The sequence below is a fragment of the Halobellus inordinatus genome, assembly GCF_024498335.1.
Classification (GTDB): domain Archaea; phylum Halobacteriota; class Halobacteria; order Halobacteriales; family Haloferacaceae; genus Haloquadratum; species Haloquadratum inordinatus.
The window spans coordinates 429109-443221 of the sequence record NZ_CP101825.1; the positions used below are offsets into that span (position 1 = coordinate 429109).

16 protein-coding genes and 1 tRNA gene are annotated in these 14113 nt (G+C 66.9%); 11 read left to right on the forward strand and 6 right to left on the reverse strand.

The genetic code is table 11. The annotated features are described in order from the left end of the window. Positions 1-54: 54 nt before the first annotated feature. The 5 genes from trmY to NO362_RS02180 all read left to right on the forward strand — a co-directional run bounded on the left by trmY (position 55) and on the right by NO362_RS02180 (position 2622). Positions 55-651 carry a tRNA (pseudouridine(54)-N(1))-methyltransferase TrmY gene (gene trmY, locus NO362_RS02160; RefSeq protein ID WP_256545952.1) on the forward strand — a complete coding sequence of 199 codons (597 nt, stop codon included), beginning with the start codon at positions 55-57 and terminating at the stop codon, positions 649-651. Between the two features lie 4 nt (positions 652-655). Further along, a complete protein-coding gene (locus NO362_RS02165; RefSeq protein WP_256545953.1) occupies positions 656-1078 on the forward strand; it encodes a CHY zinc finger protein in 423 nt (140 codons plus the stop codon). A gap of 89 nt (positions 1079-1167) precedes the next feature. Next, a tRNA-Pro gene (locus tag NO362_RS02170) sits at positions 1168-1240 on the forward strand. Between the two features lie 279 nt (positions 1241-1519). Continuing rightward, positions 1520-1912, forward strand: coding sequence for a DUF7344 domain-containing protein (locus NO362_RS02175; RefSeq protein WP_256545954.1), 393 nt, complete (start codon positions 1520-1522; stop codon positions 1910-1912). A gap of 2 nt (positions 1913-1914) precedes the next feature. Next, positions 1915-2622, forward strand: a complete 708-nt coding sequence (locus NO362_RS02180; protein ID WP_256545955.1) for a DICT sensory domain-containing protein — start codon at positions 1915-1917, stop codon at positions 2620-2622. A 42-nt stretch (positions 2623-2664) separates the two neighbouring features. Here NO362_RS02180 and NO362_RS02185 read toward each other — a convergent pair whose 3' ends face one another. From NO362_RS02185 to NO362_RS02195, 3 genes are all read right to left on the reverse strand, one after another. Further along, on the reverse strand, positions 2665-3171 hold the full coding sequence (locus tag NO362_RS02185; RefSeq protein ID WP_256545956.1) for a phosphate-starvation-inducible PsiE family protein: 507 nt from the start codon (positions 3169-3171) through the stop codon (positions 2665-2667). A 154-nt stretch (positions 3172-3325) separates the two neighbouring features. Further along, positions 3326-3667 carry a DUF5658 family protein gene (locus tag NO362_RS02190; RefSeq protein ID WP_256545957.1) on the reverse strand — a complete coding sequence of 114 codons (342 nt, stop codon included), beginning with the start codon at positions 3665-3667 and terminating at the stop codon, positions 3326-3328. Between the two features lie 295 nt (positions 3668-3962). Further along, positions 3963-5105, reverse strand: a complete 1143-nt coding sequence (locus NO362_RS02195) for a metal-dependent hydrolase (RefSeq protein WP_256545958.1) — start codon at positions 5103-5105, stop codon at positions 3963-3965. A gap of 139 nt (positions 5106-5244) precedes the next feature. Here NO362_RS02195 and NO362_RS02200 point away from each other — a divergent pair, with 139 nt between their 5' ends. From NO362_RS02200 to NO362_RS02215, 4 genes are all read left to right on the forward strand, one after another. Further along, positions 5245-5640, forward strand: coding sequence for a VOC family protein (locus NO362_RS02200; RefSeq protein WP_256545959.1), 396 nt, complete (start codon positions 5245-5247; stop codon positions 5638-5640). Positions 5641-5723: 83 nt separating this feature from the next. Next, positions 5724-7019 carry an arylsulfotransferase family protein gene (locus NO362_RS02205; protein WP_256545960.1) on the forward strand — a complete coding sequence of 432 codons (1296 nt, stop codon included), beginning with the start codon at positions 5724-5726 and terminating at the stop codon, positions 7017-7019. A 74-nt stretch (positions 7020-7093) separates the two neighbouring features. Beyond that, positions 7094-7684 (forward strand): NUDIX hydrolase, encoded by a 591-nt coding sequence (locus tag NO362_RS02210; protein ID WP_256545961.1) that lies wholly within the window; start codon positions 7094-7096, stop codon positions 7682-7684. A gap of 89 nt (positions 7685-7773) precedes the next feature. Beyond that, positions 7774-8598, forward strand: a complete 825-nt coding sequence (locus NO362_RS02215) for a CPBP family intramembrane glutamic endopeptidase (protein ID WP_256545962.1) — start codon at positions 7774-7776, stop codon at positions 8596-8598. Positions 8599-8622: 24 nt separating this feature from the next. Here NO362_RS02215 and NO362_RS02220 read toward each other — a convergent pair whose 3' ends face one another. Then, positions 8623-8901 (reverse strand): hypothetical protein, encoded by a 279-nt coding sequence (locus NO362_RS02220; protein ID WP_256545963.1) that lies wholly within the window; start codon positions 8899-8901, stop codon positions 8623-8625. After that, positions 8901-9725, reverse strand: a complete 825-nt coding sequence (locus NO362_RS02225) for a M48 family metallopeptidase (RefSeq protein WP_369335094.1) — start codon at positions 9723-9725, stop codon at positions 8901-8903. The genes NO362_RS02220 and NO362_RS02225 overlap by 1 nt, the downstream gene beginning before the upstream one ends. Before the next feature lie 201 nt (positions 9726-9926). On the opposite strand from NO362_RS02225, the gene tgtA reads away from it, so the two are divergent. After that, on the forward strand, positions 9927-11417 hold the full coding sequence (tgtA, locus tag NO362_RS02230; protein WP_256545964.1) for a tRNA guanosine(15) transglycosylase TgtA: 1491 nt from the start codon (positions 9927-9929) through the stop codon (positions 11415-11417). Positions 11418-11441: 24 nt separating this feature from the next. Here the strand turns inward: tgtA and NO362_RS02235 are convergent, their stop codons facing one another. Next, complete coding sequence (locus NO362_RS02235) at positions 11442-12038, reverse strand: pyridoxamine 5'-phosphate oxidase family protein (protein WP_256545965.1); 597 nt, start codon at positions 12036-12038, stop codon at positions 11442-11444. A 125-nt stretch (positions 12039-12163) separates the two neighbouring features. Here NO362_RS02235 and arcS point away from each other — a divergent pair, with 125 nt between their 5' ends. Continuing rightward, a complete protein-coding gene (gene arcS, locus NO362_RS02240) occupies positions 12164-13978 on the forward strand; it encodes an archaeosine synthase subunit alpha (protein WP_256545966.1) in 1815 nt (604 codons plus the stop codon). The last annotated feature ends 135 nt before the right edge of the window (positions 13979-14113 follow it).

Consider the following 14113-nt stretch of genomic DNA (forward strand, 5'->3'; position numbering starts at 1 on the left):
GGACCCGGTTTTTCAGAACGGACGACTCTTGGTGTTCGAGCGGGGAGAACGCCTATGCGACAGTTTCTGATCGTCGGACACGACGCGCCGACGACGCCCGAGTTCTCGCTCGACGACCTCGCCGGCGGCGCGGGACGGCTCGACGTCCTCTGTCGCTGCGTCAACAGCGCGTTCTTCCTCTCACACTCGATCCGCGACGACGTGCGAGTGCACCTGGTACTCGGCGACGAGTTCACCGTGCGGTTCGAGGGGAGCGACCTGCACCGCCTCAATCCCGACGAGCGGAGCACCGCGGCGCTGATTCGCACGGCACTGGAGCACCGCGAGGACGCGATCGGGCATATACCCGCCGAGAGCACGCCGGGCGTCTCGATCCGGCGGATGGGCTTCGAGGCGACGCTCGAAGACGTCGCCGGCGACGCAACGGTCGTCGAGCTCCACGAGGACGGCGACCCCGTCGCCGACGTCGAACCGCCGACCAATCCGCTGTTCGTACTCTCGGATCACCACGATTTCACCGAGCGCGAGGCGTCGCTACTGGCCGATGCGGCCGACGAGCGCGTCCGCCTCGGTCCCGAGGTGCTCCACGCCGACCACGCGATCACCGTCGCGCACAACTATCTCGACACCGACGGCTACACCACGTACTGACGGGATGGACGGAGAGTACGGGGAGAACGGAAATCGGCCGGAACGCGGCCAAGGCGACGAGAAGCAGGGTCGACGGACGACTACAGCACCCGCAGTCGACGAGCGTTTTCGCGTGCCGCTCCGTGGCGTCGCTGTCGACGCCGAGACGCGGTGTGCTCACTGGGACAGCGCCGTCGACGTCGTCGCCCTCCGGTTCGGGTGCTGCGAGACGTTCTCACCGTGTTACACGTGTCACGCCGAAACTGCCGATCACGACCCCGAGCCGTGGCCTCGGGGGCGCTTCGACGAACCGGCCGTCCTGTGTGGCGTCTGCGGGGCGACGCTGTCGGCGCGGACGTACCTCGACGGCGACGATGCGTGCCCACGCTGCGGAGCGGCGTTCAATCCCGGGTGTCGTCGTCACCACGACCAGTACTTCGAACAGTGACCGCCCGGGTGGGTGCAGGTGGGGTGTCACAGGGGAATTCGCGTTCGGTTCGGAAGCGTTAAAAGAACGAACGGCAACTATTCGTGTGCGGGCCGGTGGGGTAGCTTGGTATCCTTCGGCCTTCGGGTGGCCGTAACCGCAGTTCGAATCTGCGCCGGCCCACTTCTCCCGCATTTCACACTACTGCGAGCGAAGCGAGCAGTCTGAAACGCGGGCGGAAGTCGTCAAGCAGATTCGAGCAGGGAAGTCGCAGCGCGAACACAGTGAGCGACCGTCTTCCCGTGTTCGATATCTGCGCCGGCCCACCTTCTCCCGCATCTTTCCCGGCGAGCGACGCGTAGCGATCACGATTCGATAGCACGCTGTCGAGCGCTGCAGAGGACACCTACCAAGTGGCTAGTGAGAATGTTTATTGGCACCAATACACAATAAAGTAATCTTATGGCCGACGACCAGGAGGGGCAATCGAAAAGCGGAGAGACAGCGGACGCAGACGAGACTCCGTGGCTCGCGGACGATCAGTTCTACCGCGCGCTCGCCTCCACGCGGCGGCGCCGCCTGTTGTCGTTCGTGATCGAGCACTCAGACAGTACCGTCGACGAACTCGCGACCGTGCTCGCCGGGTGGGAGACGACGGAGACAGGCGCGATGGCGACCGTCGAGGACCACGATCGAGTCGCCCTCGAACTGGTGCACAGTCACCTCCCGCTGCTCGAAGATCTGGGTCTCGTAGAATACGACGCCGATACCGGAGTCGTGCGCGCCGAGGACGTCGATGCCGCCGTCGAGGACCTGATCACGAGGAGCATCGAGGCCGAGACGTCGCAGTCCTAGCGATGCTCGATGCGATCCTCGAAGCGACAGCACACCCACGAAAGCAGTTCGTCGTCTACCGGGGCGCCGACGAGACGGACCTCGAATCCTGGTTCGCGCGCCACAGCGTCGACGTGACGCATCGAGTGCTCCCGCCCGGTGGGCCAGCCCCCTTTCTCGCCATCAGAGAGGACGGCAAATTTACCGGCGTTCTCCCGGTCGAGAGCGTGGAGGGACTGCTCGAGCCGCCGATCGTCCGGCCGGGGGATCGAAGCGACGTCTCGGCGGGGTATCGCGCGCTGTTCGAGGTACTCGACGAGACGACGTTCGCGACGATGGAGCGCAGCGAACTCCTGGCCGTCTCACGAGAGATCGAGGATCGCGCCCTCCGCGTCGGGCGCGGGACGCTCCGCGTGAGCTTTCAGCAGTGGTCCGCGTTCGAACCACAGGCGGCGACCTATCGGTACCTCGCGCGGGAGACGGCCCTCGACATTCACGTCCACGGGGTCGAAGACTGGACGCCGCCGGCGATCGACGGCGTGACCTATCACGGCGACGGCGATTCCGAACTCGACCAGTACTGGACGCTCGCGTTCGACGGCGGTGGTGACGACACACAAGCCTGCGCGCTCCTCGCACGGGAGGAGTCAGACGGATACCGAGGCTGTTGGACGAACGATCCAGAACGGGTTCAGGAGATCCTTTCGGCGCTCAGAGCGCGCGGCACGTGAACACGGCAGCGTGCAGTGATGAGAAGCCCCCGAGACAGAGGTTCAGCCTGCCATCAACGGCGTGTCGTCGCCGTAGACGCGCTCCGCAAAGAGCAGGCTGACCAGCGCGAAGATGAGGAGGGCGTACGCACCCGCGGCGATCAAGGCGTCCTGCACCGTCGCGTACTCGCCGGTCCGGAAGATGATGGCCTTCCGGACCATCGCGATGACGCCGGTGTAGATGACCAGTTGCACGATCCGACGCGTCTGGTTCTCTTCGACGTACGCCAGGACCGTCTGATACACCTCGACGATGATCAAGAGCAGGAGCCCCGTGTCGATGAAGCCGATAACGACGAGCGGGTCCGTGATATTGCCGTTCCGGACCGCGTCGGCGATCTGGAGCATCAGATCGACCACGCCGGTCGCAAAGAGGATGGCGAACACCGTCGCGGCAACCATCTCGACGCCGTGGACGAAGCGGTTGAGTGCGACGGAGTAGCGCTCAGCCGAGAACCGAGAGCCCTCGGTGTCGGTCCGGGTGGTCTCGGAGTCATCGTCGCTGCTCATCGTCGCTGGCGGCCCCCGTTAATCATAGGCGCAACTCGCTTCACGTCCGGGAGTGTCCCTTACTGCCCTATAATTTTCAGGATATGATAGCGGTCAAGTAACTGTTATTTCGGTGGGAGAGCACGCTGCAGGAGGAGTCGCTGTGTCCCGCACGTTACAGCAGGGCCGCGACGATCACCGCACTGTTCCACACCGTGACGACGAATCCCAGCGCGCACAGGCCCAGCGGTACGCCGATGTTGTGTGGCCGCGGAGTGGCGCGATACAGCCCGTAGAATCCACAGACGACCGCCACCTTGACCGGGACCAGGAGCAACATTCCGTGGGAACTGATGAACCAGGCGGCCACGGGGCTCGCTTCGACGACCGTGTGCATCTGGTACCCGACGAACGTCGTCAGCGAGTCACCGAGGAGGAAGAACACGATCGCTCCCTGCCACCACAGCGGCGTGAGCGACTCCAGCAGTTCGATCGGGGTGTCGGCGTCAGTTCCCATCGTTGCTCCCGTGGGCTATCGTGATCGTTCGGTGCAATACCTAGCGCCCGCGCACTCGGCAGATTCGTATCCGGGCGTCGACGGCGCCCGTCTGACTGGTCGCGGCGGAGGAGAGATGGGGAAAGCGGAGGTAGCGGCGGAATCGCGGGGCGGGTGGCGAGCGGTGAGTCGAGGGCGACGAGATGTGACAGACGTTCGTAAGGTTATGCTGAGTACTGCTAAATGTTTGTACCACTAACATAATTAGGCCTGACTGCCGCCCGAGTGGGCGCTGGAGCGGGGCTCGGAGCGTCACTCAGAGGAGCAGATACACAGCACCGTACGCGACACCCGCCAGCGTGAGCGTCGTCAGGCCGACGACGACGCTGACGTACGCCGCATCGACGCGAGCGGGCGCTGATCGGTCCGCCGTCCCAGTCGCCTCGGCGTCGGCGCGTTGCAGTCGAGCGCGGGCCGACCGGCCGGCCCAGAGCGCGACGACGATAGCCAGCGGGACGATCGTGAATCCGAGGACGTGTGCGTCCGCGATCGTCGGACGCGGGAGGAGGAACGCAGCCGGGGCGTATCCGACGCCGAGTGCGGCACGGGCGTCGACCGCGCCCCGAAGCCGGACGCCCCCGAGCCGATCGGCGGTCACGCGCGAAAACACCGCGACGCCCGCCCAGACGGTCGCGACCTCCGCGAACAGAATGCCGAGGAGATTCAGCGTCGGATCGGTCGCGAGGACGATCCGCTCGGTGAGAAGCGGCGGTCCGAACGGGGAGAGCAGCGGCGGCGGCGCGGCCAGGAAGACGTCGCCGAACGGATGCGTGAGGAAGCCGACGCCGGCAGCGGCTGTCAGTGCCGTCGGCGATAGCGACGTCCGGTCGCCAGCGAACGCAGCGGTGGTTCGACGGCCCGCGAGGGCGCCGACGACGCCGACGACGAGGAGGAAGGCGGCAGCGACGAGTGTCGCAGCCCCCCCGTCAGTGGTGTAAAACGTCGCGAGAAGCGTGATAGCGGCGACGACAGCGACGGCGACGCCCGCGACAGCGGGAATGGAGCTATGTCGGCGAGCGATCGGAGACGGGGGCTCGACATCGTTGGGTCCGGTCGAATCGGTCGGCTGTGCGAGATTCGAGTTCGTCCCGCGTCCGCGTCGAACAGCAACGACAGTCGCGCCGAAGACCAGCGTCCCGACGACGCCGACAGGGAGCGGGTGGGTGACGACGCGGTGGACGCCGTTGGCGACGCCCCAGAACGCCTCCCAGCCGAGCGGCGTACCGCCTGCGACGGCGGCCGCGTAGGTCGCGACCGCGTAGACGACGTCGAGGTCCGGCAGCAGCGCCGCGAGTGCGGCGACGGCTCCGAGCCATAACGACGCGCGCTCGTCGCCGCCGAGACGGTGGGCACCCAAGCCAGCGAGTGCGAACGCCAGGAACTCGTGGCCGACGAACATCGTGTAGGTTCGCCCTACCCGCGGGACGGAATAGGTCTTCGGATGTATCGATATCGGCCAGGTACATCGACCATAAGTGGGGGAACGAGGGGTCCCCACGGCCACACGGACTTTTGTCGTCGAGGACCGAACACAGAGTGTGAACGCGACTGCGATCGACCACGTCAAACTCCACATTCCCGAAGACGGAATCGAGACCGCGCTCGGGTTCTACCGGGACGCGCTCGGCTTCGGTATCGACGGGATGGACCTGTACGAATCGGGGGCAAAGCCGTTCTTCTCGGTACGGCTCGCACCCGGCGCGGTGATCCACCTCCAGCCCAGCGACGGGTTCGAGGAACCGACGAAGGCCGCGTACGATCACGTCGCGATCCGCGTCGACGAGACGATCGACGGGATCGAAGCGACGCTCGACGACGCCGGAATCGAGATCGACCGACGGCTGGACCCCCTGGGCGCGACCGGCGTCGCCCCGGCCGTCTACGTCACGGACCCGTTCGGGTATCGGATCGAGTTGAAAGCCGAGCGGGAGTAGCCGACGCGGGAGCGTAGTCTCCACACCGAGCGGTTTCACACCGAACGGTTTTTCTCGCCGCTCGTGCTTGCCACACGCAGTCGATGCCTCCCAAGGCCCCCTCCGATAGCTCTCTCACGGGACAGCGCGCCGGTGCCGCGCTCGCGGTCGTCGGCGTCGTCCTCTTCGTCTCCTCGCTCGTCGTCGGTGCCGCGCTCGCGCCTAACGTCGGTGCCGCCGGTGACGGCGAGGCGCGGCAGACGCTCGTCGGCTCGCAGGGCGGCGGCCCGGGACTCCACGAGAAGGGTTCGGTCTACCTGCTCGACGGCCGCCAGACCGTCTGGCGGGCCGGCGAGACTGACAGCTACTTCGACGTCACGATGCTGGCGAACGGCAGCGTGATGGCCGGGTTTATGGACAGCGGCTACGACGACTGCGGCCCCTACGAGTCGCCGTGCACCCACACCGGCTTCCGGATCATCGAGCCGAACGCCGACAGCGGGGCCGACCCCGAAATCCAGTACGAGTACTCCTTCCCGGTCCGGAGCCGGGCGAACAGCGAGGTCCACGACGTCGAGCGCCTCGACTCGGGCGAGTTCCTCGTCACCGATATGGAGTACGAGCGGATCTTCACGGTGAAAGACGGCGAGATCACCTGGCAGTGGAACGCGAGTTCGCGGTACGACGCGCCCGCCGATCCCACGAAGACCGACTGGCTCCACATCAACGACGTCGATGTCATCTCCGAAGACCGGTATCTCGTCTCCGTCCGCAACGCCCACCAACTGGTGATCGTCGAACGCGGCGAGGGCGTCGTCGAAGTGATCAACGAGGGCGACGGCGACCCCACGCAGGGCGATCCGACGCTCCTCCGCCAGCAGCACAATCCGCAGTGGCTCGGCAACGGGAGCGTCCTCGTCGCCGACAGCCACAACGACCGCATCGTCGAACTCACGCGCGGTGAGGACGGCGAGTGGACGGCCGCGTGGGCCATCTACGCCGCGGAGGGCGTCAACTTCAACTGGCCGCGGGACGCCGATCGGCTCCCCAACGGCAACACGCTGATCACGGACTCACTGAATCAGCGCGTCGTCGAAGTGAACCGGACGGGCGCGACCGTCTGGAGTTACGAGACGCCGCAGGTGCCCTACGAGGCCGAACGGCTGCCAGCGGGCGAGACGGTCGGGGCGACGTCCTACTCCGATGCAGACGGGGACGAGCCGACGACGATCGGAGACGGCCGCAACGTCCCGGTGCTGTCGTTCCTCCTGATGATCTTCCAGACCGGGCTTCAGACGCCCTTCTGGTTCACCGAGATTCACGTCGCGATCACGCTCGTCTCGCTCGGCTGCGTCCTCGGCGGTGGCGGACTCGTGCTTCGAGACCGGCTCCGCGGCTGACGAGCGAGCGTACGGAGACGATCCGGTCACGCCGACCCGGCCAATTCTTGGCGGTGCGGACTGGAGGATTGGGTATGAGCGAGCGCGACGCCGACTCCGACGACCCTGGAGATGACGCCGAAGAGCTGGCCTGGGAGACGACCGGGACCGAGATCGACTACACCTGTCCGGGGTTCGACGTCCGCCGCGACGACGTCGTCTTGCCGAACGGCACCGAGACCGACTTCCACTACGTCGAGGAACCGCAGGCGGTCGTGATCCTCCCGTTCACGCCCGACGGCGAGGTCGTCCTGATCGAGGAGTGGCGGCAGGCCGTCGGGCGGGTCAACCGCGGGCTCCCGGCTGGGAGCGCCGAACCCGACGACGACGACCTCGACGCGGTCGCGCGGCGCGAACTCGCAGAAGAGACCGGCTACGAGGCAGGATCGCTCCGGCAGTTGTTCACGATCGAGCCCGCGAACGGGCTGTTGAACAGCGTTCACCACTTCTATCTCGCCCGTGATTGCGAGCCGACGGCCGAGCAGGACCTCGATTTCAACGAGAGCATCCGCGTTTCGCTCGCGGAGTACGACGACCTCCTGTCGGACGTGCTCGATGGGGAGATACGCGACGGTCGCACCGTCACCGGGATCACGCGCTACGAACTCGCAGACCGCTGGCAGTGAGCGTCACGGACCGCTGGCAGTGATCGACGCCGCGGGCGACCCGCATCCGTGAGACGAAGGATTTTGACGCCGCAGCACGTAGTAGACGTGTGTCCTCCGAACTGAACACCGTCGACGGTGCGGACGATCCGACGTCGACCGACGCCGCCCGCGACGCGCTCCGCGCGCTCGCCGTCGCGATCCTCCTCGCGGTCGTCGGCATCGCCGCCGGTGCGCTCCTCGTCATCGCCGCGGCGGTCGTCCTCGGCCTCGCCGGCGTCGCCGTGACGCCGCTCTTGAGCATCGTTCTCTCGCTAGCGCTCGCGACCGGCGTGGGCTTCGGCGGCGTCGCGCTCGGCTACCTCCGGTATCGCGGTCGCGGACTCGAATACGTCGGCCTCACCGTCCCGTCGCTGCGCGACGTTGCGCTCGTCGTCGGCGGCTACGTCGGCTCGCTCGCGCTGTTGGTCGTCGCGTCGGTGATCATCTCGGCGATCGGGGCCGAAGCAGCGCCGAACACCGCCGCCGAAGTCGGAATGGAGAATCCCGAGATCCTCCTGCTTCTCGTCCCCGCGTCGTTTCTCCTGATCGGCCCGGGCGAGGAACTGCTCTACCGGGGCGTCGTCCAGAATCGACTGAGCGAAGCGCTGCCAGCGCCCGCCGCGATCGTCCTCGCGAGCCTGATCTTCGCGTCGATCCACTTCTTCTCGCTGTCGGGCGCACCGCAGGCACGGCTCGTCAGCATTTCTGTACTGGTCTTGCCGACGCTCGTGTTCGGGACGATGTACGAACTCACGAAGAACCTCGTCGTGCCGGCACTGATTCACGGCGCGTACAACGCGACGCTGTTCTCGTTGCTCTATCTCACGCTGCAGTACGCAGATCCGGGACAGCTCCCGCAGACGCTCCTCGCGCCGGTTCTGGCGCTGGTGTGAGCTGCCGGCCGCGGCCGGACACTACTACACGAGCGTCCAGCCGAAGTACGCTCCACCGAGAATCAGCGCGGCGCCGACGACGCGAACGAGCTGTCGCCATCGCGTCGGAACGCCGCCGTCGGCGTCGGATTCCGCAGCGCCGCCAGAGCCGTCTCGTGGGCCGTCTTCGCCGTACCGTCCGTGTCGGTCCTGCGGGAGCCGTCCGGCGGTCTGCACCCGCACGATCGTCTCGGGCGCGAGGACGAACAGGAGACCGAGCGCGACGCCGAGGACGGCCGCGGCGAGCGTCCGGACGTCGACCATCAGTTACGGAGTCGCTCGACGCGCTTCTCGATCGGCGGGTGGGTCGCGAACAGGCGAGCGAGCCCGCGTTCCTCGCCGAAGATGCAGAGCGCGTTCACCTGCTCGTCGACTGCGGACTCGTTGCGCCGCTGGTTTCCACGGTCGATCTTCTCCAAGGCGCGCGCGAGCGGTTCGCCGCCGCCGATCGCCTCGGCAGCGTCGCTGTCGGCGACGTACTCGCGGTACCGCGAGATGGCGAAGACGAAGAGCATCACCAGCATCTGGGTAATCTGGCCGACGACGATGGCGAGGAAGAAGTCCGCGATGTCGTTGTCGCCGGTGAGGAGGACGGCCCACTGGGCGACGATGGCGACGATAGAGGCGACGCCCTGGCCGAGCACCATCATCACGACGTCGCGATTGCGGATGTGCGCGAGTTCGTGTGCGAGCACGCCCTCGACCTCGTCGGGACCGAGTTGGGAGAGGAGTTCCTGGGAGACGACGACCGTCCCCGCGCCTTTCCGGCCGACGGCGAAGGCGTTCGGGACGCCCATCCGCGCGATCATCAGCCGGGGCTTCTCGATCCCCATCGAGCGCGAGAGCGACTCGACGCGGCGGTGGATCTCGGGGTAGCGGTCTTCGGGGAGATCCTCCGCGCCGACCGTCCGCAGCGCCATCCATTTGCCGACTTTGTACTGGACGCCGACGAAGGCGACGCTGCCGAGCAGGACGAGCCAGAGGGGAAATCCGAACACGCCCATCACGACGACCGCCGCGACAGCGTAGAATGCGAACAGGATCGAGCCGACGATCGCCATTCGCGCTTTCAGTCCGAGGTGACGCATACGGGGATGCGTTGTCTACACGGACACAAATACTCGGTGGTCGCCCGCGTCCTGGGCAAGGGATACCCAGACTATAGTAGCGTTTGTATGTCTTCACTCACCTAACCGCACGCAGTCGTGCGATTATCTGTGTGATCAGTTGCAAACGCTACTATAGGGCAAATCCGACGATACTTACCAGCCGGCCGCCGACGTTCCGCTATGCGCGATCACTTCGAGCTCCGCGACGGGGACGCCGCCGGCCGGATCGGCGAGCTATCGGTCCCCCGGGCGGGGGTGACAGTCGAGACGCCGGCGTTGATGGCGGTCGTCAACCCTAACATTCGAACTATCTCCCCCGCGCGGCTCGAATCGGACTTCGGTGCGGAGATCCTGATCACGAACTCCTACATCATCCACAAGAACGAGGACCTCCACGAGACGGCCCTCGACGTGGGGCTCCACGAACTGCTTGGCTTCGACGGCGCGATCGTCACCGACTCGGGGTCGTTCCAGCTCGCAGAGTACGGCGACATCGAGGTGACGACCCGCGAGATCCTCGAATTCCAGCGCGAGATCGGCTCTGACATCGGAACGCCGGTCGACATCCCGACGCCACCGGACGTCTCCCGCGAGCAGGCCGAGCGCGAACTGCGCCTCACCGAGGAGGCGCTGGCGGACGCCGAGGGCGTCGACACCGGCGAGATGCTCGTGAACGCCCCCGTGCAGGGGTCCACGTACCCGGACCTCCGCGAGGAGGCGGGGCGCCACGCCTACGCGACCGACCTCGACGTCTTCCCCGTCGGCGCGGTGGTCCCGCTGATGAACAACTACCGCTACGCCGATATGATCGACGCCGTCGCCGCCGCCAAGCGCGGACTCGGCCGCGACGCCCCCGTCCACCTGTTCGGCGCAGGTCATCCGATGATGTTCGCGCTGGCGGTCGCCGCGGGCTGTGACCTCTTCGACTCCGCCGCCTACGCCATCTACGCCCGCGACGACCGCTATCTGACGGTCCGCGGGACCGAACAACTCGACGACCTCGAGTACTTCCCCTGCTCGTGTGCGGTCTGTTCGGCGCACGACCCCGACGAACTCCGCGCGTACGGCGACGAGGAGCGCGAGCGCCTGTTGGCGGAGCACAACCTCCACGTGTCCTTCTCGGAGATCCGGCGCGTCAAGCAGGCCATCCGCTCGGGCAACCTCCTCGAACTGGTCGAATCGCGCGCACGCGGACATCCGGCGATGCTCGACGGCTACCGCGCGCTCTTGGATCACGCCGAGCAACTCGAACGCGAAGACCCCATCTCGAAGGGGTCGTTCTTCTATCTCTCAGCGGAGTCGGCGCGGCGGCCCGAGGTACGTCGGCACCACGAGCGTATCGGACGACTCGACGCCGGCGAGACGGTCCTGCTCACGCAGGGCGGCAAGCCCTCGGGCGACACCTACGACGCCGCCTGGCGCGTGGTGCCGCCGTTCGGCCCGTTCCCGCGCGCGCTCTCGGAGACGTACCCGTTCACCGCCGAAGTCCCCGAGCGGACGGACCGGAGCGCGTACGAAGCGGCAGCGGAGGGCGTCTCACGGCTCGTCGCCGCGAACCCGGAGACGACCTTCGTGCTGGCGCACGACGACTGGCCGGCGTCAGCACTCGCACGCGTGCCGGAAGGCGTCGAACTGGAGTCGCTGACCGGCGAGTCACGGGCCGAAAACTGAACCCGCAGTGTCGGCGACGCCGCGTCACTCCTCGCGAGTCGCCGTCGACACGTCGCGCATCCGTTCCGAGAAATCCCAGGAGTGGAGTCGTTCCGGCGTGATTCGGATCCGGACCTCCTCGCGCTCGGGGGCGAGGAGTCGCCCGGCGAGATCGTTGTCGGTCCCGCCGAGATAGCGGTCGAGCAGGTGCGTGAGGAGGGCCTTTTCCTCGTCGGGTTCGACCGTAGCCGTCCCGCGACCGCGGACACCCCGGTACGGCGGGTGGTTCGTCGAAATCTCGAAGGCGACGGCGTCGTCGCTACGGAGATACTCGACGACGTCCGCGTTCGCGCTCGTCGCACAGCAGAGTTCGGGTCCCTCAGATCGACAGCCGGCGAGGTCGGTTGGCGCGGCGCCGACCTCCGCCACCTCGTCGGACGCGTCGTTACCGCCGGCTGCTTCGTCGGGCGCGTCACTGACTTCCGCTACTTCGTCGGACGCGTCGCTGCCGGTCCAGAGGTACCACAGCGAGAGCATCCAGAGGTGGCCCTTGGGCGTGTGACACGCGAGGCGGACGGGCACCCGCGTCGTTTCGAGGAACTCGCCCGCCTCGGCCGCCGACCACGCGCCGGTGACGTGCATACGCGCTTCTATGAAGGCATAGCGCAAAAGCACGCGGGCCGAGTCGGGGGAGCGGTCGGCCGAAGACCCGCCGACACCGCTCGCGAACAGACAGATAATTCACCCCTGGCGGCACATTCGGGTGTATGACCGATTATTTCGAGGTTCACAGGCGAGACGGGGCCGCTCGCCTGGGCGAACTCCGCCTCTCGGACCCGCTTCGGACGCCCGCGCTCGTCGACGGCAGCGTCGACGACGCCGGGAGCCTCTGGACGAGCGAGCGCGAGGTGCCCAAAGGCTACCGGGAGATCCTGACGGTCCTCCCGCACCGGGCGTTCCCGGCCGGCACCGACGAGCGCGTACAGGAGACGTTCGCAGTCGACTACCCCGACGTCGACTACCCGAGCGCGGCAGTCGTGACCGCGGAGACGACCGGCGACTACGGCGCCGACGCGTACATCCTCTCGGACGCGCAGGGTTTCGTCGGCCACGCCTCGGCGTTCCGCGAGGAGATCATCGCCGCGCGCGAGGCGTTGCCGGCCGACACGGCGCTGTATCTCTCCGGCGTCGCGACGCCCCGCAACGCGGCCACGCTCGTCTACGCCGGCGTCGACCTACTGGATGCGAAGCGGGCGCGAGTCCGCGGCCTCCAGGGCTTCTATCTCACCGCCGAGGGCGAGTACTTCCTCGAAGACCTCGACGAACTGCCGTGCTCGTGTCCGGCCTGTCGGGGCAAGCGCGTCGATATCGACCCCGAATCCGAGCCGGACAACCCCGCGGTGTTCGACCGCGAGGACTGCGCCGACCACAACGAGTACGCGCTCGAATCCCAGCTCGCGACGGTCCGCCGGCGGATCCGCGACGGTCGGCTTCGCGACTACATCGAAGGACAGGCGCGTCACGACCAGTGGCTCACGGCCGCGTTCCGCGAGTTCGACCAGCAGTACGGCTACGTCGAGGAGCGGACGCCGGTCGTCCGCGACAGCGAACTCGCCGCCGCCACCGAGGATACGCTCCGCCGCGTCGAGATCCAGCGCTTCGCCGACCGAGTGACGAGCCGGTACCGAAACCGCTTTTCGAACCCGCTCGTTCTCGTTCCGTGTTCGGCGACGAAGCCCTACAGCGAGTCACAGAGCCACGCGCAGTTCCACGACGCAGTCCAATATCGCGGCCATATGGTCTCGATGACGTCGCCGATCGGCGTCGTCCCGATGGAGTTAGAGCTCACCTACCCCGCCCAACACTACGATTCGGTCGTGACGGGGCGGTGGTCCGAAGACGAGAAGTCCTTCGTCGCGGACGTGCTCCGGCGCTACCTCGAACGGAACGAGTACCCGCGCGTGATCGCGCACGTGCCCGACGAGGGCTACCGCGACATCTGCGAGCGTGTCGCGGCCGACGTGGACGTCCCATTCGAGTACACCGTCGACGAACACCCGACGACGACGGAGTCGATCGGGAATCTGATGTCGACGCTGGACGGCGAACTGAAGTACAGCAAGCGCGAGCGCCAGCACAACACGATCAAGGCGCTCGCGGACTACCAGTTCGGGCCCGGAGCGGGCGACGAACTCTTCGCGGACGTGGAGATGCAGACGACGAGTCGGTATCCCAAACTACAGGTTCGCGACGGCGACACCGACGGCGACGGCGGGGGCGACCAACAGCTCGCGACGATGGTGCCGCAGTACGGCGTCCTGTCGTTCACGCTCGCCGGCGCGCGCGTCTGGGACGAGTCCGACGCCCCGACGAAGCGCGTCGAGATCGACGGCTTCGTCCCGCACGGCAGCGTCCTCGCGCCGGGCGTCGTCGACGCCGACGAGGACATCCGTGTCGGCGACGAGGTCGTCGTCGAGGGACCGAAGGCGTTCGCCGTCGGCCGCGCGCAGATGTTCGGCAGCGAGATGGTAGAGTCGACGCGCGGCGAGGCGGTGCAGGTGCGGCATGTCGAAGAAGTGTGACGCACGCAGCAGCGCCGTAGGTGCTGTGTACCACGACTGACCGTATTCTATCGGAGGGATCGACCCCGAACAACCGATCCCCGCAACGAAACGTGACCGAGCGAGTAACGACTGGCAAACGCGACGATAGCGAAG